Below are 19,357 nucleotides of genomic sequence, written 5' to 3' on the forward strand. Positions count from 1 at the left end.
CCCCCCCCGAACCCCGGCTCCGCCGGGCACCGGGCTCCGCCCGGACCCGCGCCTCAAACGCCGGCGAGGCTGGATTTCGGCTGATGCCGCACCGCGGCGTGCGGGTCAGCGGGGGCACCGCCGGGAAGGCCGGAAGGCCCGGCTCGGAGGAGCCGGGCCTTCCGGGTTGCAGGTCGCGGGAGCGACTAGGCCTCGAAGACCTCGTTGAGCAGGTTCTGCTGCTCCGCCTGGTGGCGCTTCGCCGAGCCCACCGCCGGCGAAGACCCGTGCGCACGCGAGATCCGGCGCAGACGCTCGCCCGCCGGGACCTCGGCGCCGACCGCCAGGTCGAGGTGGTCGATCAGGTTCAGCGCGATGAACGGCCACGCACCCTGGTTCGCCGGCTCCTCCTGCGTCCAGATGTACTTCGCCGCGTTCGGGAACTTGGCGATCTCCGCCTGGAGCTCCGCACCGGCCAGCGGGTACAGCCGCTCGATGCGGACGATCGCGGTGTCGGTGATGCCGCGCTTCTCCCGCTCGGCTTCCAGGTCGTAGTAGAACTTGCCCGCGCAGAAGACGACCTTGCGGACCGCGTTCGGGTCCACCGCCGTGTCGCCGATGACCGGGCGGAACGCGCCGTTCGTGAACTCCTCGGCCTTCGACGCCGCGGCCTTCAGGCGCAGCATCGACTTCGGGGTGAAGACGATGAGCGGCTTGTGGTGCGGGTTGTGGACCTGCCAGCGCAGCAGGTGGAAGTAGTTCGACGGCAGGGTCGGCATCGCGACCGTCATGTTGTCCTGCGCGCACATCTGGAGGAAGCGCTCGGGACGCGCGGACGAGTGGTCCGGGCCCTGGCCCTCGTAGCCGTGCGGCAGGAGCAGCGTGACGCCGGAGGTCTGGCCCCACTTCTGCTCGGCCGAGGAGATGAACTCGTCGACGACCGTCTGCGCGCCGTTGACGAAGTCACCGAACTGGGCCTCCCAGAGGACCAGCGCGTCCGGGCGGGCCAGCGAGTAGCCGTACTCGAAGCCCATGGCCGCGTACTCGGAGAGCAGCGAGTCGTAGACGTTGAAGCGGGCCTGGTCGTCCGAGAGGTACTGCAGCGGGGTGTAGTCCTCGCCCGTCACACGGTCGATGAGGACCGCGTGACGCTGGCCGAAGGTGCCGCGGCGGGAGTCCTGGCCGGACAGCCGGACCGGGGTGCCCTCCATGAGCAGCGAACCGAAGGCCAGGGTCTCGCCCATGCCCCAGTCGATGGTGCCCTCGTCGATCATCGCCGCGCGGCGCTGCAGCTGCGGCAGCAGACGCGGGTGCACGGTGACGTGGTCGGGGATGTTGACCTGGGACTCGGCGATCCGCTTGACGACGTCCTGGGAGACCGCGGTGGTCACCTGGACCGGGAAGTCGGCCCGGGCGGCCAGGGTGACCGGCGGGGCGACCGCGGGCTGCGTGGCGGCCTCGCGGACCTCCGCGAAGACCTTCTCCAGCTGGCCCTGGAAGTCCTGGAGCGCCTGCTCCGCCTCTTCCAGGGTGATGTCGCCGCGACCGATGAGGGACTCGGTGTACAGCTTGCGCACCGAGCGCTTCTTGTCGATCAGGTCGTACATCAGCGGCTGCGTGAACGCCGGGTTGTCCGACTCGTTGTGACCGCGGCGGCGGTAGCAGATGAGGTCGATGACCACGTCCTTGTTGAACGCCTGGCGGAACTCGAAGGCCAGCCGCGCGACGCGGACCACGGCCTCCGGGTCGTCACCGTTCACGTGGAAGATCGGCGCCTCGATCATGCGGGCCACGTCGGTCGCGTACATCGAGGAACGCGAGGACTCCGGGGCGGCGGTGAAGCCGACCTGGTTGTTGATCACGACGTGGACGGTGCCGCCGGTGCGGTAGCCGCGCAGCTGCGACATGTTCAGCGTCTCGGCGACGACACCCTGGCCGGCGAAGGCCGCGTCACCGTGCAGGGCCAGCGGCAGGACGGTGAAGTCCGTGCCGCCCTTGTTGATGACGTCCTGCTTGGCGCGGGCGACACCTTCCAGGACCGGGTCCACCGCCTCCAGGTGCGAGGGGTTGGCGACCAGCGAGACCTTGATCTGCTCGCCGTCCAGGCCGGTGAAGGTGCCCTCGGCGCCCAGGTGGTACTTCACGTCGCCGGAGCCGTGCATCGACTTCGGGTCGAGGTTGCCCTCGAACTCGCGGAAGATCTGCGCGTACGACTTGCCGACGATGTTCGCGAGGACGTTCAGGCGGCCGCGGTGGGCCATGCCGATGACGACCTCGTCGAGGCGGGCCTCGGCCGCGGAGTCGATGACCGCGTCGAGCAGCGGGATGACCGACTCGCCGCCCTCCAGGGAGAACCGCTTCTGGCCGACGTACTTCGTCTGGAGGAAGGTCTCGAAGGCCTCCGCCGCGTTCAGGCGGCGCAGGATGCGCAGCTGCTCCTCGCGCTCCGGCTTGGAGTGCGGGCGCTCGATGCGGTCCTGGATCCAGCGGCGCTGCTTGGGGTCCTGGATGTGCATGAACTCGACGCCGGTGGTGCGGCAGTACGAGTCGCGCAGCACGCCGAGGATGTCGCGGAGCTTCATCATCGACTTGCCGGAGAAGCCGCCGACCGCGAACTCGCGCTCCAGGTCCCACAGGGTGAGGCCGTGCTCGGTGATGTCGAGGTCGGGGTGCTTGCGCTGCTTGTACTCCAGCGGGTCGGTGTCGGCCATGACGTGGCCGCGGACCCGGTAGGAGTGGATCAGCTCGAAGACGCGGGCGGCCTTCGTGACGTCGTCGTCGTGCGAGGCGTCGATGTCCCGGTTCCAGCGGACCGGCTCGTACGGGATGCGCAGCGCCTCGAAGACGTCGTCGTAGAAGCCGTTCTCGCCGAGCAGCAGGTTCGCGACGATGCGCAGGAACTCGCCGGAGGCCGCGCCCTGGATGACCCGGTGGTCGTAGGTCGAGGTCAGGGTCATGACCTTGGAGATGCCCAGCTTGTTCAGGGTGTCCTGCGAGGTGCCCTGGAACTCGGCGGGGTAGTCCATCGAGCCGACGCCCATGATGACCGACTGTCCGGGCATCAGGCGGGGCACGGAGTGGACGGTGCCCAGGCCGCCGGGGTTGGTCAGCGAGACGGTGACGCCGGTGAAGTCGTCCATCGTCAGCTTGCCGACGCGGGCGCGGCGGACGATGTCCTCGTACGCCTGCCAGAACTCGAAGAAGTTGAGGGTCTCGGCCTTCTTGATGCCGGCGACGACGAGCTGGCGGTCGCCGTTCGGCTTCACCAGGTCGATCGCGAGGCCGAAGTTGATGTGCTCCGGCTTGACCAGGGTCGGCTTGCCGTCCTTCTCCGCGAAGGAGTGGTTCATGGTCGGCATGGCCTTGATGGCCTGCACCATCGCGTAGCCGATGAGGTGGGTGAAGGAGATCTTCCCGCCCCGGGCGCGCTTCAGGTGGTTGTTGATGACGATGCGGTTGTCGAACAGCAGCTTCACCGGGACGGCGCGGACGGACGTGGCCGTCGGGACGTCGAGGGAGGCGTTCATGTTCTTGGCGACGGCGGCAGCCGGGCCGCGGAGCGTCACCAGCTCGGGGCCCGCGGGGGCCTCGGTGGCGGGCGCGGCCTTGGCGGCGGGAGCGGCGGCGGCCGGAGCCGGAGCCGGGGCCTTAGGGGCAGGCGCGGCCGGTGCGGCGGCCGGGGCCTGGGAGGTGACAGTCACAGCAGGGGCACCAGAGGGGGTGGCAGGAGCAGGGGCAGGAGCTGACACAGGCGTGGGCGCGACTGTCGAGGGGGCTGCGGCGCGCGCCGCCCCCGTGGCGGCGGCGTCGGCGGCCTTCGGGGACACGACGGCGGCGGCCTTCGGGGTCACGGCGGCGGCGGTTCCGGCGGCCTGTGCGGAGGCGCCGTCCGTCGTCGTCGGGGACTTCTTGGGCTCATCCGCCTTGACCGGAGCGGCGGTGCCCCCCGGCTTGTAGTCGGCGAAGAAGTCCCACCAGGCCCGGTCGACCGAGTTCGGGTCCTGGAGGTACTGCTGATAAATCTCGTCGACGAGCCACTCATTCGCGCCGAAGCCCGAGGCGGGGTTCTTCCCGCCCCCTACTGCTTCGGTCGTGGTGCTCGGGTTACTGGGGGACTGTGGCGACACGGCGGCAACCGCCCTCTTCCGCTTCACAAGGTATGGACAGCGGGAATAAAGGCTACGCCTCCCGGACCGTGAGATGCAGACCGGGCGGGACTTCCGTCGCGTAGGTCACATCTAACGGCGGGTTTCGCCGCCTGGAATGGCGGGAAACAAGCGTGGTTCGGGTAGGGGGCACCGAGGTTGCGGCCCCCTTGGCTTCGCACCCCTGACGGACCCCGGCGCATGTGGCCGAGATCATGTCCTTCCCACTCGAACCCTACGTCAAGGAGACGCCTGGGAGCTGCCCGGAAGGGTGACAAGGATTCGGCAGCCCCGTGACGATTCGGCCACACCGATGTGCCCGCCGTGCAGCTCCACGGCCCAGCGGGCGATGGCCAGCCCCAGCCCGGTGCCGCCGTCGCCGCTGTGGGCGCTGCCGCGGTTGAACCGCTCGAAGACCCGGTGCCGCTCGTCCTCCGGGATCCCGGGGCCTTCGTCCCGTACCTCCACGATCAGACTCCCGGGCGCGTCACCGGCGCGGGCGCGGACGGTGACCCGGCCGTGCGTGGGGCTGTGCTTGACCGCGTTGTCGATCAGGTTGGCCACCACCTGGTGCAGTCGCTCCGCGTCCGCGTACGCGGTCAGGTCGGGCGGGAACACGTCCAGGTGGAGGTGGACGTCGTTACGGGTGTGCCCGCCCGAGCCGGACAAGAGCCCCGGGCGCCCCGCGGCCGCCAGGCCCGACTCCTTCAGCACCCCCGACAGGTACGGCCACACCTCGAAGCGGCGGGCCCGCAGCGGCACCACCCCGTTGTCCACCCGGGACAGGTCCAGCAGGGTCCCCACCAGCCGGCCGAGCCGCTCGGTCTGCTTCAGCATGGTCCGCATGGTCTCCGGATCGGCGGCCGAAACCCCGTCCACGACGTTCTCCAGCACCGCCCGCAGGGCCGCGATCGGGGTGCGCAGCTCGTGGGAGACGTTGGCGACCAGCTCCTTGCGATGCCGGTCCACCGCCTCCAGGTCGTCGGCCATCAGGTTGATGGTGGAGGCCAGGTCGCCCAGCTCGTCGCGGCGGCCCGCCCCGCGCACCCGGCGCGTGTAGTCCCCGCGGGATATCGCCCGGGCGACGGTCGTCATGTCGTCCAGCGGCGCGGTCAGGCTGTGCGCCACGAACTGGGTGATCAGCATCGAGGCGATCACCGAGAAGACGGTGATGAAGCGCAGCTCGGTGTCGGTCCGCAGGGCCACCAGCAGCAGGCCCGTGGTGATGAAGACCGAGACCACGACGAGCGTGCCCAGCTTGGTCTTGATCGAGAACGGCGAGAAGGGCCGCAGCCCCCCGGTGCGGGCACCGGCTCCACCGGGGCGGCCGACGCCGCGCTCCCCACAGGGGCGGCTGACGCCGCGCTCTCCACCGGGGCGGCCGCTCACGCCTGGGCCGGAGTCTCCAGGGCGTACCCGACGCCGTGGACCGTACGGATCCGCTCCGCGCCGATCTTCCGGCGCAGGGCCTTGATGTGGCTGTCGACCGTACGGGTCCCGGACGCGTCGGCCCAGTCCCACACCTCGGCGAGCAGCTGCTCCCGCGAGAGCACGGCGCGCGGAGTCCCCGCCAGGCACACCAGCAGGTCGAACTCGGTCGGCGTCAGGTGCACGTCCTCCGTCTGCACCCGGACCCGGCGCTGCGCGTGGTCGATCTCCAGGTCGCCCAGGCGCAGGGTGGCCCCGCGCGGGGCGGTCGCGGCGAGCGTCGCCCGCTCCACCCGCCGCAGGAGCACGTGGACCCGCGCGGCCAGCTCGCGCATCGAGAAGGGCTTGGTCATGTAGTCGTCCGCGCCGACCCCGAGCCCGACCAGCATGTCGGTCTCGTCGTCCCGTGCGGTGAGCATCAGTACCGGGACCGGCCGCTGGGCCTGGACCCGGCGGCAGACCTCCAGTCCGTCGAACCCCGGCAGCATGACGTCCAGTACCAGCAGCTCCGGCAGCCAGCTCTCGGCCGCCGCCACGGCGGCCGGGCCGTCGTACGCCGTCTCCACCTGGAAGCCCTCGGCGCGCAGCCGGGCCGAGATGGCGTCGGCGATGGTGTGGTCGTCCTCGACCACGAGTACGCGCCGCTGCGCGCCTGGGGTGGCCGCGGCGCCGGTGTGGGTGGTGTGTGTCTGTTCCATGTCCCGCCCCTGAAGATCCCGCGTGATGGGGTGCAGCGTAGAGGAGCCACCGGCCTGCGGCTATGCGGGGTTCGGACAGGGATGGCTGCGGAGAGTGAGGGTCTCGGGCGCCCGGCATATGCCGGGCCGCCAACTGGCCCGCAGGAAACGGAATCTGAGCTTCACCCTGCCGGGGCGGGGCCGGCCGGGGGCTGCCGGGGTCCAGCCGGGGTCTAACCGTCGAAGGAGGGGAGCGCGGCCAGTACGTCCTGCAGACCGGGCGGAATCGACCCGTCGGCGGTGACCACCTCGAAGCCGCCGTGGACGAAGGCGTACGTGAACCCGTCGTAGACCGTTCCGCTCATCGAGACCCGGGGCAGGTGGGCGAAGTCCGCCGCCCGGAGCGCGTCACGCAGCCGGCCGAGCTCGTCGGGGGAGAGCTTCCCGCTGCCCACCGGCTTCGCCTTGGCGTCCAGCCGGGTCCACGAGCCGTCGCCCTTGATCAGCAGGCTGTTCGTCTTCCCGGCGAAACCGCCGCTCCGGGTGACCGTGACGAGCCTCTCGGTCGCGGAAGTGGGCATGGACGAGGCGGTCGCCCCCGTACTCGCGCCGGGGGACGGCGGGGCCGTCGGGCCGGGGGCCGTCGGGCCGGGCGTCGTCGGACCGGGGGCCGACGCGGTGGGGGTCGTTGCCGCCGGAGTCGTTGTCGCCGTGGCCGTTGCCGCCGGGGCGGACGGGCTCGCGCCGGGTTTGTCCGACCCGCCGGAATCGCACCCGCACAGGACCGCCGCACTCAGCAGCACCGCGGCCATCGCGGCCATCGCGGTCACTGCTCTGAACGCTCGCACACCCCACCTCCGCGGGTCATCGGACGTACCCCCGAGTATGGAGTCCCCACCACCCCACGGACAGCACGCGGAGGCAGCGATAAGCCGCATGGCCCTGGCCGCCCCCTGGCGCTGGCTCCCGCCGCTGCTCGCCGTCCTCCTCGGCCTCTGGGGCCTGGAGCGCGGCGGCAGCGGTGGCGGCGGCAGCATGTGGCGCGACGAGTCCGTCACCTGGCAGGTGGCGCACCGCCCGCTCGGCGCGCTGTGGGAGCTCCTCGGCCAGGTCGACGCCGTGCACGGGCTGTACTACCTGCTGATGCACGGCGTGTTCGGCCTGTGGGACGGCGGCCTGTGGGCGCTGCGCCTGCCCTCCGTCGCCGCCACCGCCCTGGCCGCCGCCGGAGTCGCCGCGGTCGGACACCGGCTGGCGGGGGGACGGGCCGCTCTGCTCGCCGGGGCGGTGTACGCGGTGCTGCCGCCCGTACAGATGTACGCCCAGGAGGGGCGCTCGTACGCCCTGGTCGCGGCGGCCGTGGTGTGGGCGACGTACCTGATGCTGCGCGAGCGCTGGGTTCCGTACGCCGTGGTGCTGCTGCTGGGCTGCTGGCTGCACGAGTTCGCTGTACTGGCGCTGCTCGCGCACGCCTTCACCGCCTGGCGGTCGCGCGGCTGGCGGTGGAGCGCCGGGGCGGTCGTGGCACTGCTGCTGCCGCTGGCCCTGGTGAGCGCGCGGCAGGCGGAGCGGCAGCTGGGCTGGCTCGGGCGGCCGAGCTGGCAGGACTGGGCGGCGTACGGGGTGGTCGCGGCCCTGGCGCTGCTGCTCGCGCGGGGGGCCCCGGCGCCGTCGCGGGAACTCGTGCGGGTGGCCCTGCCGCTGGTGCTGCTGCCGCCCGGGCTGCTGATGGTGATCTCGCTGGTGCACCCCTGGTACGTCGACCGGTACGTGCTGTACGCCCTCGCGGGGCTCGCGCTGCTGGCGGGGGCGCGGGCGGCGCGGGTGCGACTGGTACGGGTGCGGGCGGGGTGGCAGTGGGCGCTGGTGGCGGCCCTGCTGGTGCCGCCGCTCGGGTTCTGGTCGGCGTGGCTGCGTACCCCCGAGAGCCGCAAGGACGACGTGCTCGCGGTGGCCGCCGCCGTACGGGAGCGGGCCCGGCCGGGGGACGCGGTGCTCTTCATGCCGGCGCGGCGGCGCGAGTGGCTGCTGTCCTCGCCGGAGGTGTACGCGACCCTGCGCGATCTCGCCCTCGACCGCTCCCCGGCGGCCTCGCACAGCCTCTGGGGCGGCGAGTCGGCCCCGGCGGAGATCCGGGCCCGGCTGAGGGCGGCGCCGCGGGTGCTGGCCCTGCTGGACCCGGCCGGGCAGCCGCTGGACCCCTACCCGGCGGAGGCGGTGAAACGGCGGACGCTGGCCTCGGAGTTCGAGCTGTGCGCGGTGAGCGAGGTACGGGGGGCCAGGGTCGCGGTGTACGCGCGTCCGGGAGCCTGCGGCTGAGCCTGCGGCGCGCCGAGGCCGGCTACGGCGGCGCCCGGGCGGTGGGCGAGGATGACCCGACCCGACCCGACCCGACCCGACCCGACCCGACCCGACCCGACCCGACCCGACCCGCGTCGCACAGCCGGCGGCCCGCCCGCCGCGTACCACGGAGGTGCCGAATGAACCCGCCCCAAAACCCCGCCACGCACCAGAACCCGCCCCCCGGCACCACCCCGCCCGGCGGCCCGCCGCCCGAGCCGCTGGCGGGGGCAGTGGCCGGGCCGGTGCCTGAACCGCTGGCCGGGCCGCGGGCGGAGGCGCTGCCTGGATTGTCGGCCGGGCCGCTGGTCGAACCGCTGGTCGGGGCGCTGCCCGAGCCGCTGGGTGGGGTGTTGGTTGGGGTGGAGTGGTTGGCCGGGCGGCTTGGCGGGGGCGGGGTGGTCGTGTTCGACGCCTCCGTCGGGGCGCATCGCGGCGCGGGCCGGCGGATTCCGGGTGCCCGGCCGTTCGACCTGGACGGCGCGCTGTCCGACCACGAGGCCGCCGCCCCGCACACCATGCCCGGAGCCTCCGCGTTCACCGAGGCGCTGCGGCAGCTCGGCGTCGACGACACCAGCACCGTGGTCGTCTACGACGCCGCCGGCGTCTACTCCAGCGCCCGCGCCTGGTGGATGCTGCGCGCGATGGGCTTCGACCGGGTCGCCGTACTGGACGGCGGACTGCCCGCCTGGATCGCCGCCGGGCTGCCCGTCGAGGCCACCGGCCCGGCGTACGAGGGCCCGCGCGGCTCGTTCACCGCCCGCCCCCGCGCGGGGCTGCTCGTGGACGCCGCCACCGTCGGGGCCGCCCTGACCGACCCGGCCGCGGCCGTGCTCGACGCCCGCACCCGCGAGCGCTTCGCCGGCACGGCCCCCGAACCCCGGCCCGGGCTGCGCGGCGGCCACATGCCGGGAGCGGTGAACCTGCCGTTCGGGGAGCTCCAGGACCCGGCCGGCCTGATGCGGCCCGCCGCCGAACTCCGGCAGGCCTTCGCGGCGGCGGCCGGGGAGCGGGAGCGGCTCTACTTCAGCTGCGGGTCCGGTGTCACGGCCTGCGTCCTCGCGCTGGGCGCCACCCTCGCCGGGTACAAGGAGCTGGCGGTGTACGACGGCTCCTGGAGCGAGTGGGGCCTGCCCTCGGACCGCCCCGTGGTGACCGGGGCGTAGGGGGCCGGGGCGCTTACGCCCTGTCCGGGCGACCTTCGCGGGCCCGCCGCGCCTGGCACGGCACCTCGCCGGGTTGTCGCATCGCGCGAGTACGGCCACGTACGAACTGCGATCCTCCGCCTTGCGATGCACCGCACCCAGCCTCGCCGGCGTTTGAGGGGCGGGGTCTGGGGGAGGAACCCGGCTCCGCCGGGTACCGGGCTCCGCCCGGACCCGCGCCTCAAACGCCGGCGAGGCTGAAGACGGCCGGACCCGTCCCCGGCGGACGCCCTCGCGGTATGACCTCTCACATCCCGTCAGTTCACCGCGTCCCCCCGGCCGTCGGCGCCTCCTCACCGGCTGCTCGTTCAGCGACGGCGACCGGGAGACCGCCACGGCCGACGCCGAGGTCGCTGCGGCCGCCGGCTCATCACACGGTCGGCACGTGTTCGCCGGAGGCGAACGGGGGTTGGGGAACAATGGGCGGCGCACATGCATTGAGTCGGCATAGCTCAACTTGGCTGCCGGAGGGAAGATCATGGCTTCGACGTCCGTCACACTCACTCTGCCCGTGTTGCCGCTCGACGACGAGGTCGTGCTGCCAGGGATGGTCGTTCCGCTGGACCTGTCCGATGCCGAGGTGCGGGCGGCCGTGGAGGCCGCGCAGGCGGCCGCGGCCAGTGGGAAGCCCCGGGTGCTGCTCGTGCCGCGGGTCGACGGGAAGTACACGGGCACCGGGGTGCTGGGGACCGTCGAGCAGGTGGGTCGGCTCTCCGACGGGGACCCCGGGGCGCTCATCCGCGGACGCGGCCGCGTCCGGATCGGGGCCGGGACCACCGGGCCCGGCGCCGCGCTCTGGGTCGAGGGCGACACCGTGGAGGAGAACGTCCCCGATCCGCTGCCCGGGGCCGTCGCCGAGCTGGTCACCGAGTACAAGGCGCTCGCCACCAGCTGGCTCAAGAAGCGCGGGGCCTGGCAGGTCGTGGACCGGGTCCAGCAGATCGAAGGGGTCTCGGCGCTCGCCGACAACTCCGGGTACTCGCCGTTCCTGACCGTGGCTCAGAAGGTGGAGCTGCTGGAGACCGCGGACCCGGTCGCGCGGCTGCGGCTGGCCATCAAGGCGCTCAGCGACCACCTGGCCGAGCAGGACGTCGCCGAGTCCATCGCCAAGGACGTCCAGGACGGCGTGGACAAACAGCAGCGGGAGTTCCTGCTGCGGCGGCAGCTCGACGCCGTCCGCAAGGAACTGCGCGATCTGAACGGGGAGAAGGACGGCGAGGAGTCCGACGACTACCGGGCCCGCGTCGAGGCCGCCGACCTGCCCGAGAAGGTACGGGAGGCCGCGCTCAAGGAGGTCGACAAGCTGGAGCGGTCCAGCGACCAGTCCCCCGAGGGATCCTGGATCCGGACCTGGCTCGACACGGTGCTGGAGCTGCCGTGGAACGAGCGGACCGAGGACGCGTACGACATCCGCGGGGCCCGCGCCGTCCTCGACGCCGAGCACGCCGGGCTGAGCGACGTGAAGGACCGCATCACCGAGTACCTCGCCGTGCGCAAGCGCCGTTCCGAGCGGGGCATGGGCGTCATCGGCGGCCGCCGCGGCGGGGCCGTGCTGGCGCTCGTCGGACCCCCCGGGGTCGGAAAAACCTCCCTCGGCGAGAGTGTGGCCCACGCGATGGGCCGGAAGTTCGTACGGGTCGCCCTCGGCGGCGTCCGGGACGAGGCCGAGATCCGCGGCCACCGCCGCACGTACGTCGGGGCGCTGCCCGGGCGGATCGTACGGGCGATCAAGGAGGCCGGGTCCATGAACCCGGTCGTGCTGCTCGACGAGATCGACAAGGTCGGCTCCGACTTCCGGGGCGACCCGGCGGCGGCCCTGCTGGAGGTCCTGGACCCCGCGCAGAACCACACCTTCCGGGACCACTACCTGGAGGTGGAGCTGGACCTGAGCGACGTGGTGTTCCTGGCCACCGCCAACGTGCTGGAGGCCATTCCGGAGGCGCTGGCCGACCGGATGGAACTCGTCCGCCTCGACGGGTACACCGAGGACGAGAAGGTCGTCATCGCGCGCGACCACTTGCTGCCCCGGCAGCTGGAGCGCGCCGGACTCGGCGCCGACGAGGTGGTCCTGGAGGAGGACGCCCTGCGCCGGCTGGCCGGGGAGTACACCCGCGAGGCCGGCGTGCGCACCCTGGAGCGGTCCATCGCGCGGCTGCTGCGCAAGGTGGCCTCGCAGCACGAACTGGGCGAGCGGGAGCTGCCCTTCCGGATCGGCGCCGACGATCTACGAGGGCTCATCGGGCGGCCGCACCACGTCCCGGAGTCCGCGCAGGACCCGGCCGAGCGGCGCACGGCCGTCCCGGGCGTGGCCACCGGCCTCGCCGTGACCGGAGCCGGCGGCGACGTGCTGTTCGTCGAGGCCTCGCTGGCCGATCCGGAGACGGGGGCCGCGGGGCTCACGCTCACCGGCCAGCTCGGCGACGTGATGAAGGAGTCCGCACAGATCGCGCTCAGCTTCCTCCGCTCGCACGGCGCGGAGCTGGAGCTGCCGGTCGCCGACCTGAAGGACCGGGGCGTCCACATCCACTTCCCGGCCGGCGCGGTGCCGAAGGACGGCCCGAGCGCGGGCATCACCATGACGACGGCGCTGGCCTCGCTGCTGTCCGGGAGGCAGGTGCGCACCGACGTCGCGATGACCGGCGAGGTCTCGCTGACCGGACGGGTGCTGCCGATCGGCGGCGTCAAGCAGAAGCTGCTCGCCGCGCACCGGGCCGGGCTGACCACCGTGATCATCCCGAAGCGCAACGAGGCCGACCTGGACGATGTTCCGGCCGAGGTGCTGGAGGGGCTGGAGGTGCACCCGGTGACGGATGTCCGCCAGGTCCTGGAACTCGCCCTCGCACCGGCGGGGGCGGGGGCGGAGGCCGCCTTCACCACCGCCGCCTGATCCACGGCGCCCGCGAGGCACGACGACCGGTGCACGGCCCGCGACGCGACCTGCACCCGACCGGCATGCGGCCCGGGACCCTCCCCCAGACTCCGTCCGGGGGGACCCCCACTCCGGCGGGGCCCCGGGCCGTCGGCGCGCCCGCTGGGAAATACTGGGTACTCCACAGGACCGAGGTGCCACACACCACACACCCACCGATGGGAGCAGGACGTGCACGGGAGCGAAGACCAGGAGTTCCTTGCCTTGGAGCGGGAGCTGTCCGTCTTCCTCCGGCGCGCCCGCGCCTCCTCCGGCGAGATGGCCCGCGCCCTCCACCCCGAGCTGGAGCCGGCCGCGTACGGGCTCCTCGTCCGCCTGGAGGCCGCCGGCCGCCAGCGGGCCACCGAACTCGCCGCGTACTTCGGGGTCGGCAAGGCCACCATGAGCAGGCAGCTGCGGGCCCTGGAGGAACTGGGCCTGGTCGCCCGGGAGCCGGACCCGGCGGACGGCCGGGCCTTCCTCGTCGGACTCACGGAGGAGGGCCGGTCCCGCTTCCTGCGGGTACGCGGCGCCCGGCGCGAGCAGTACATGCGCAAGCTCGCGGACTGGGACCGCGGCGAGGTGGCGGAACTGGCGAGGCTGCTGCACCAGTTGAACCAGGGCGCGGAGTAGGCCCGACGGCCGGCCCCGCGGGCGGCTCTGGCCTACAGCTCCGCGAACACCGCCGAGGCGTCGTCGTGCCTTTTGTACGGGGCCGACGGCCGCTCCGGGTCGGACTCGATGGCCCGGACCCGCCCGATCAGGGACTCCGCGCCCTCCTTGCGGAGCACGGTCAGGCACTGCGCCCAGTCACCCTCCCGGAACGTGTCCGTCCACCGGCTCGCCCCGTCCGTGAGCGCGGCCACCGCCACGACCTCCCCGCGCGGGGTGCGCCCGGTCACCGCCCGGGAGGCCACCGCCGGGTCTGCGGCCGCCGTGAAGAAGCCGCCCTCCGCGTTGCGCAGCGCGTCCGTCGCGGCCACCGAGACCAGGACCTCGCGCGGGACCCGGTCCAGCCGGTCGTCCAGCACCGCCGTCACCTCGCCCCCGGGCGCCTGGAGCAGCAGGACGGAGTCCGAGAGCACCAGGTGCTCCACGTACGCCTCGTCCCAGCGGACCACGACCACCGTCGCCTGCGGGGTGCGGACGTGAGAAAGGTCACAGGTGCCCCGGTGGGCGTCGGCGGTGTCCCGGATGGACTCCGCCAGAATCCGGTCCAGTGGCATGTCCCGCCGCGATCCGGACAGTTCGGTCAATCGGCCGCCGAGCCGGGCCGCGAACCACGGCACGCCGTGCGCGCAGCCGACCTCGCCGCGCGGTGGGGTGACACCGTCCAGGACCACCAGGACTCCGCCGCCCGAGGCCGGGACGGCGGCCGACACCCAGTCCTCGTTGGGGCGTTCCGGGCTGCCGGCGGCGGAAGCGAGGTCGATGCGCATGCGGACATTCTGCCCGGCGGGCCGTTCACAGGGGGAAGAGACCCGAAGGATGGTCCGTACCAAATAGGCGAGGGGGAAGGCGGCCCGTCCGACCGCACCCCGGGATGTGGGCGGGCATACTGCCAAAGGGCCCGTCCATCTTTCAACCGGCTGTCCACGGAGGCGCCCTGACACACGGATGCCGAGTTGGTTGCCAACTCATCCGTACTGTTCACTCGTTCAGGTGGCCGGGTAGGCGATGTGCGGCTCTCTCCCCAACACACTGCGAAGGTCTGAGGCGGTACGAGGGGGCAGGGGGCGTTTACTTGTTGACCGGCCGTTACCTCGGCCACACGAGTAGACGAGCTAGAGCACACGTACAGGATTGCGAGCACCGGTGCAGAAGAAGCGGTCTCGGAAGAACGGCACCGCCACCGACGGACCCGCCCCCGCTCCCGCAGGACGTCGTGTCCGCGTGCGCAGCAGGCTGGTCGTCGGCGTAGCCGTCGCCGGTCTCACCGTCCTCGCGGCAGGCAGCCCCGCTGTCGTCTCCGCCATGACGGAACTCAACGACTCCCAGCGCCTGGTCACCCTCGCGGAGCAGACCGGGCAGACCCTCACCCTCGCGCACCTCCTCGGCGACGAGCGCGACGCCGTCGTCGAGTACGCGGCCAAGGGCCGCCCCGGCGCGGGCAAGGCGGCGGTCCAGGAGCGGATTTCGCGTACCGACCGGCAACTCGCCGAGGTCCGGGCCGAGGCGGACGAGGAGCTCGCACGGGCCCTCGGCCGCGTCCAGGCCGTCCGCGCCGAGGCCGTCGACGGCAAGGGCGGCGCCCTCGCCGCGCACCAGGCGTACGCCGGCGTGATCGCGGAACTCCTCGCGCCGGGCGACCGGCTCGCCGAGCTGACCCCGCCGCGCGCCGGGACCGCCCTCGCCACCACCCGCCCGCTGGCCCCGCTGGGCCAGGCCGTGGAACAGGCCTCGGCCACCCGTGGACTGCTGCTCGCCGCGTTGGCCGTCCCCCGCGGCGAGCAGCTCCCCAACTCGGCGGTGGTGGACGAGCTGACCACGGCCGCCCAGCGCTCGCGCGTACGGGAGCAGGCCGCCCTCGACGAATTCAACCGGGCCTCGCGGCCCGAGGTACGGCAGACCCTCGCCGCCACGGTCACCGGGCCCGAGGTCAAGACGGCCGACGACTACCTGAGCCGTCTCACCGACCGGCCCACCCTGAGCGCGGCCGACCGCAAGCTCGACGGCGCCGCGGTCGGCTCGGCGCTCACCGCCCGCATCGACCGCATGCGGTCGGTGGAGTCCACCCTCGCCGGACAGCGGGCCACCGCGCTCGCCGCCCTGCGGGACGACGACGTGACGGCACTGGAAGCGCTGATCGCGGCGCTGGGCGTGCTGTTCCTGATCGCCGTCGGCGTCTCGACGGCCGTCGCGCGCTCGCTGACGCGGCCGCTGTCGGTCCTCAGACGCGGCGCGGCGCGGCTGGCGACGCCGGAGGGCTCGGTGGAGCCGGTGCGGTTCACGGGCCGCAACGACGAGTTCGCCGAGGTCGTGCGCCACCTGAACGCGGTGCGGGACCAGACGGTGTCCCTGCACACCCGGATCGCCGGGCTCGACGCGGACCGGCGGCGCCTCATCGGCCGCAACGAGGCGCTGGCCTCGGGCCGGGAGGCGCTGGAAGCGGAACTGAAGCAGCTGCGGGCGGGGCTGGAAGAGCACCGCCGCATCATGTCGTCCACGTCGGTGTCGCTGTCGCTGCGCACGCTGGGCCTGGTGGAGCGGCAGCTCACGGTCATCGAGGAGCTGGAGTCCAAGGAGCAGGACCCGGACCGGCTGGCGACGCTGTTCAGGCTGGACCACCTGGCGACGGTGATGCGCCGCCACAACGAGAACTTGCTGGTCCTGGCCGGGCAGGAGCACGGTCCCGGCGCGGGTGGGCCGGTGCCGCTGGTGGACGTCATGCGGGCGGCGGTCAGCGAGATCGAGCGCTACGAGCGGGTCGAGCTGGTGGCGCTGCCGTCGATCACCCAGGTCGCGGGGCACGCCGCCGACGACATCTCGCACGTGCTGGCGGAGCTGCTGGAGAACGCCACGACCTTCTCGCCCCCGGAAGCCAGGGTGAAGGTGTCCGGGTGGCTGATGGACTCCGGCGACGCGGTGCTGTCCGTGGCGGACGAGGGCATCGGGGTCACGGCGGAACGGCTGGCCTCGCTGAACTCCCGGCTGTCCACGCCGGAGGCGTACGACGAGGAACCCGAGTCGGAACACGGTCTGGGACTCGGCCTGTACGTGGCCGGGCGGCTCGCGGCGCGGCACGGTGTCACGGCGGAGCTGCGCGGGGGGCGGCACGGCGGGACGGAGGCCCTGGTGGTCGTCCCGGCGGCGCTGCTGCCGGCTGCTCCGCCGGTGTCGCCGGTCCACACCCTGGCGACGCCGGGCGCGCCGGCGCTGGTGCTGCCGGGTGTGATCGCGGAGGCGAACGAGAACACGCTCCCGTGGGGCCGGCTCGCCGACGCGGGGTCGCCCTCGGCCGCCCTTGCTGACGCGGGGTCGCCTTCGGCCGACGAGCAGCTGCTGGCCCGCGTGGTCCCGACCCCGGAGCCGCCGCCGACGAACGCGGGCTCCACGACCCCCGCGGACCTGCCTCCGGCGGGCGCGGTGTTCACGGTCCCTGCCCGGGATGCGGAGCGGCCTTCGGCGGGCGTGGAATTCACGGTTCCCGCCGTGGACGCGGAGCTGCCCCCGGCGGATGCGGGCTTCACGGTTCCGGCGGTGGATGTGGAGCTGCCTTCGGCGGACCAGGTGTTCACGGTCCCCGCCCGGTACGCGGACCGGACTTCGGCGGGCGTGGAATTCACGGTTCCCGCCGTGGACGCGGAGCTGCCTCCGGCGGATGCGGGCTTCATGGTCGCTGCCCGGGGCGCGGAGCTGCCCTCGGCGGACCAGGTGCTCACCGCCCCCGCCCGGGATGCGGAGCTGCCTTCGGCGGATGCGGTGTTCACCGCTGGGGCCCCGGCTTCTGGGGCGGAACTGTCGGCTCCGGTGGTCACGGGTGCGGCCCCCGCTGATGGTGCGGAGCTGCCTCCGGGGGACGAGGCGTTCACCGTCCCCGGTGCGGCTACGGCGGCCGATGCGGTGTCCGCGGACGCGGGGGCGGGCTCGGCAGAGGAAGCGGTTACCGCCCCGGCCGCGCCGGCCGGGCGGGGGATTGCCGGGCAGGCGCCGGAGGGCACCCGGCGGCCCGTTCCGCTGCACGAGGCGGGGCCGCTGGTCGCCGTACCGGACGAGACCCCGCAGCCCCAGCGGCAGCGGCAGCCGCAGGCGCCGGCCGAACCCGGATCCTCCCCGGAGGGGCACGGGCGGGCCGCCGACGCGCACGGGAGCTGGCTGCCCCGCCAGGGGAGTCACCCCGACGAGGGTGTCACCGACAAGGGCCTGCCCAAGCGCACCCCCCGCGCCGTGCCCGCCCCGCGCGCGGACGCCGTACATCCCGAGCCCGAACCCCCGCGCCGCGTCGACGCGGACGAGCTGCGCCGCCGGCTCGGCGGGTTCTACCGGGGGGCCCAGGACGGCCGGCGCGTCGTCGCCGCCGAACTCGCCCAGGAGCAGGAGCAGGAGCAGGTGCACGAGCAGGCACACGAGCAAGGCACCGACCAGGGGGACAGCGCACAGGAGGCACGCACATGACCGCGTCCAGTACGTACGAACTGAGCACCCAGGCCCGCAACCTGCAGTGGCTGCTGACCGACCTGGTCGAGGAGGTGCCGGGGGTCAACTCCGTCACTGTCGTGTCCTCGGACGGACTGCTCCTGCTCTCCTCCGAGGAGCCGACCGCCCCCGCGCCGGCTCCCGAGGGCACCCGCCCCAAGGGTCCGCGCGGCGCATCCGCCGACCTCGCCACCATCGTCTCCGGCCTCGGCAGCCTCACCACCGGCGCCGCCGCCCTCATGGACGGCGGCGGGGTCAAGCAGACCATGGTGGCGATGGAGCGCGGCTCCGTCTTCGTCATGGCCATCAGCGACGGCTCACTGCTCGGCGTGCACGCCACCCCGGACTGCGACATGAGCGTCGTCGCCTACCACATGGCCCTGTTCGTCGGCCGCGCCGGCCACGTCCTGACCCCCGAAGTCCGCAGCGAGCTGCGCCAGTCGATGGAGAAAACCCCGTGAGGAGTCCGTCCTCCGACCGGCTGCCGATACGCGGCGCCGACCGCCGCCCCGCCCGCGTCCGCCCGTACTCCCTCACCGGCGGCCGCACCCGCTTCGCGCAGGTCCTGCACGTCGAGACCTTCGTCGCCGCCCTGGAGCCGAAGGCCTCCGCGCCGCAGACCGGCGAGGCAACGCCGAAGAGCGGCGACCGCGACCACGACCGCGACCGCATGCCCGAGATGCCCGCCATCGTCGAGGTCTGCCGCCGCATGCGCACCATCGCCGAGATATCCGCGCTGCTGAAGCTGCCCCTCGGCGTGGTCCGCGTACTCGTCAGCGACCTCGCCGACCAGGGAAGGATCCGCGTCTACGGGACGGGGCACGGCTCCGGCCGGCCCGAACGCGCGCTGCTCGAAAGGGTGCTCAGTGGCCTTCGCCGTCTCTGATACCGATACGGATACCGGTACCGCCACCGCCCTCCTCGACGACGAGCCCGTCCAGCCCTGGCAGTACGACCGCTCGCGCGCGCCCGTCGCCGTCAAGGTGCTGGTCGCGGGCGGATTCGGGGTCGGCAAGACCACCTTCGTCTCGTCCGTCTCCGAGATCACCCCCCTGCGTACCGAGGCGGTGATGACGCGGGCCGGCATCCCGACCGACGACCTGTCCGGGACCCCGGACAAGCGCACCACCACCGTCGCCATGGACTTCGGCCGCGTCACCCTCGACGACGACCTCGTCCTCTACGTGTACGGGACCCCGGGCCAGGAGCGGTTCTGGTTCATGTGGGACGACCTCGTGCGCGGCGCCATCGGCGGGCTCGTGCTGGCCGACACCCGCCGGCTGCGCGACTGCTTCCCGGCGCTCGACTACTTCGAGAGCTGCGGCCTCCCGTACGCCGTCGCCGTCAACCACTTCGAGGGGTCCCGCTCGTACGAGCCGCAGGACGTGCGCGAGGCGCTCAGCGTCCCGCCGCGGGTGCCCGTCGTGATCATGGACGCGCGGAGCCGGGCCACGGTCGTCGAATCGCTGCTGACGCTCGTCACGCACGCCCTCGACAGCACGCCCGAAGAGCCGAACAGACCCGAATCGAGAACGTGAG

Annotated in this window: 13 protein-coding genes; 8 read left to right on the forward strand and 5 right to left on the reverse strand. The window is 73.2% G+C overall.

The window, feature by feature from the left end; all coding sequences use genetic code 11:
* Positions 1 to 185: 185 nt before the first annotated feature.
* The 4 genes from MTF65_RS26015 to MTF65_RS26030 all read right to left on the reverse strand — a co-directional run bounded on the left by MTF65_RS26015 (position 186) and on the right by MTF65_RS26030 (position 6,810).
* On the reverse strand, positions 186 to 4,106 hold the full coding sequence (locus tag MTF65_RS26015) for a multifunctional oxoglutarate decarboxylase/oxoglutarate dehydrogenase thiamine pyrophosphate-binding subunit/dihydrolipoyllysine-residue succinyltransferase subunit (RefSeq protein ID WP_243631394.1): 3,921 nt from the start codon (positions 4,104 to 4,106) through the stop codon (positions 186 to 188).
* A 258-nt stretch (positions 4,107 to 4,364) separates the two neighbouring features.
* Complete coding sequence (locus tag MTF65_RS26020; protein WP_243631531.1) at positions 4,365 to 5,417, reverse strand: HAMP domain-containing sensor histidine kinase; 1,053 nt, start codon at positions 5,415 to 5,417, stop codon at positions 4,365 to 4,367.
* A 92-nt stretch (positions 5,418 to 5,509) separates the two neighbouring features.
* Positions 5,510 to 6,250 carry a response regulator transcription factor gene (locus MTF65_RS26025; RefSeq protein WP_243631395.1) on the reverse strand — a complete coding sequence of 247 codons (741 nt, stop codon included), beginning with the start codon at positions 6,248 to 6,250 and terminating at the stop codon, positions 5,510 to 5,512.
* A gap of 212 nt (positions 6,251 to 6,462) precedes the next feature.
* The gene (locus tag MTF65_RS26030; RefSeq protein ID WP_243631396.1) at positions 6,463 to 6,810 is read right to left on the reverse strand and encodes a hypothetical protein; all 348 of its coding nucleotides are present in this window, start codon (positions 6,808 to 6,810) and stop codon (positions 6,463 to 6,465) included.
* Between the two features lie 355 nt (positions 6,811 to 7,165).
* Between MTF65_RS26030 and MTF65_RS26035 the strand changes: the two genes are divergently transcribed.
* The 4 genes from MTF65_RS26035 to MTF65_RS26050 all read left to right on the forward strand — a co-directional run bounded on the left by MTF65_RS26035 (position 7,166) and on the right by MTF65_RS26050 (position 13,315).
* The gene (locus MTF65_RS26035) at positions 7,166 to 8,548 is read left to right on the forward strand and encodes a hypothetical protein (RefSeq protein ID WP_243631397.1); all 1,383 of its coding nucleotides are present in this window, start codon (positions 7,166 to 7,168) and stop codon (positions 8,546 to 8,548) included.
* Positions 8,549 to 8,709: 161 nt separating this feature from the next.
* Positions 8,710 to 9,735 carry a sulfurtransferase gene (locus MTF65_RS26040; RefSeq protein WP_243631398.1) on the forward strand — a complete coding sequence of 342 codons (1,026 nt, stop codon included), beginning with the start codon at positions 8,710 to 8,712 and terminating at the stop codon, positions 9,733 to 9,735.
* Between the two features lie 517 nt (positions 9,736 to 10,252).
* Positions 10,253 to 12,661 (forward strand): endopeptidase La, encoded by a 2,409-nt coding sequence (gene lon, locus MTF65_RS26045; protein ID WP_243631399.1) that lies wholly within the window; start codon positions 10,253 to 10,255, stop codon positions 12,659 to 12,661.
* A 213-nt stretch (positions 12,662 to 12,874) separates the two neighbouring features.
* On the forward strand, positions 12,875 to 13,315 hold the full coding sequence (locus MTF65_RS26050) for a MarR family winged helix-turn-helix transcriptional regulator (RefSeq protein WP_243631400.1): 441 nt from the start codon (positions 12,875 to 12,877) through the stop codon (positions 13,313 to 13,315).
* Between the two features lie 32 nt (positions 13,316 to 13,347).
* Here the strand turns inward: MTF65_RS26050 and MTF65_RS26055 are convergent, their stop codons facing one another.
* Complete coding sequence (locus MTF65_RS26055) at positions 13,348 to 14,121, reverse strand: protein phosphatase 2C domain-containing protein (protein ID WP_243631401.1); 774 nt, start codon at positions 14,119 to 14,121, stop codon at positions 13,348 to 13,350.
* A gap of 454 nt (positions 14,122 to 14,575) precedes the next feature.
* Between MTF65_RS26055 and MTF65_RS26060 the strand changes: the two genes are divergently transcribed.
* From MTF65_RS26060 to MTF65_RS26075, 4 genes are read left to right on the forward strand one after another with little or no spacing between them, the layout of a single operon-like run.
* Complete coding sequence (locus MTF65_RS26060) at positions 14,576 to 17,797, forward strand: nitrate- and nitrite sensing domain-containing protein (protein ID WP_243631402.1); 3,222 nt, start codon at positions 14,576 to 14,578, stop codon at positions 17,795 to 17,797.
* The gene (locus MTF65_RS26065; protein WP_243631403.1) at positions 17,794 to 18,279 is read left to right on the forward strand and encodes a roadblock/LC7 domain-containing protein; all 486 of its coding nucleotides are present in this window, start codon (positions 17,794 to 17,796) and stop codon (positions 18,277 to 18,279) included. The genes MTF65_RS26060 and MTF65_RS26065 overlap by 4 nt, the downstream gene beginning before the upstream one ends.
* Complete coding sequence (locus MTF65_RS26070; protein ID WP_243631404.1) at positions 18,276 to 18,704, forward strand: DUF742 domain-containing protein; 429 nt, start codon at positions 18,276 to 18,278, stop codon at positions 18,702 to 18,704. Before MTF65_RS26065 ends, MTF65_RS26070 begins: the two co-directional genes overlap by 4 nt.
* On the forward strand, positions 18,685 to 19,356 hold the full coding sequence (locus MTF65_RS26075; protein WP_243631405.1) for an ATP/GTP-binding protein: 672 nt from the start codon (positions 18,685 to 18,687) through the stop codon (positions 19,354 to 19,356). The genes MTF65_RS26070 and MTF65_RS26075 overlap by 20 nt, the downstream gene beginning before the upstream one ends.
* The last annotated feature ends 1 nt before the right edge of the window (position 19,357 follow it).

Origin of the sequence: Streptomyces sp. APSN-46.1, assembly GCF_022815725.1 — a bacterium.
Lineage (GTDB): Bacteria > Actinomycetota > Actinomycetes > Streptomycetales > Streptomycetaceae > Streptomyces.

Bases quoted from the DNA above. Each gene is read 5' to 3' on its own strand.
- MTF65_RS26025 (WP_243631395.1), bottom strand. From the start codon at position 6,250: ATGGAACAGACACACACCACCCACACCGGCGCCGCGGCCACCCCAGGC.
- MTF65_RS26030 (WP_243631396.1), bottom strand. From the start codon at position 6,810: ATGCCCACTTCCGCGACCGAGAGGCTCGTCACGGTCACCCGGAGCGGC.
- MTF65_RS26035 (WP_243631397.1), top strand. From the start codon at position 7,166: ATGGCCCTGGCCGCCCCCTGGCGCTGGCTCCCGCCGCTGCTCGCCGTC.
- MTF65_RS26040 (WP_243631398.1), top strand. From the start codon at position 8,710: ATGAACCCGCCCCAAAACCCCGCCACGCACCAGAACCCGCCCCCCGGC.
- lon (WP_243631399.1), top strand. From the start codon at position 10,253: ATGGCTTCGACGTCCGTCACACTCACTCTGCCCGTGTTGCCGCTCGAC.
- MTF65_RS26055 (WP_243631401.1), bottom strand. From the start codon at position 14,121: ATGCGCATCGACCTCGCTTCCGCCGCCGGCAGCCCGGAACGCCCCAAC.
- MTF65_RS26065 (WP_243631403.1), top strand. From the start codon at position 17,794: ATGACCGCGTCCAGTACGTACGAACTGAGCACCCAGGCCCGCAACCTG.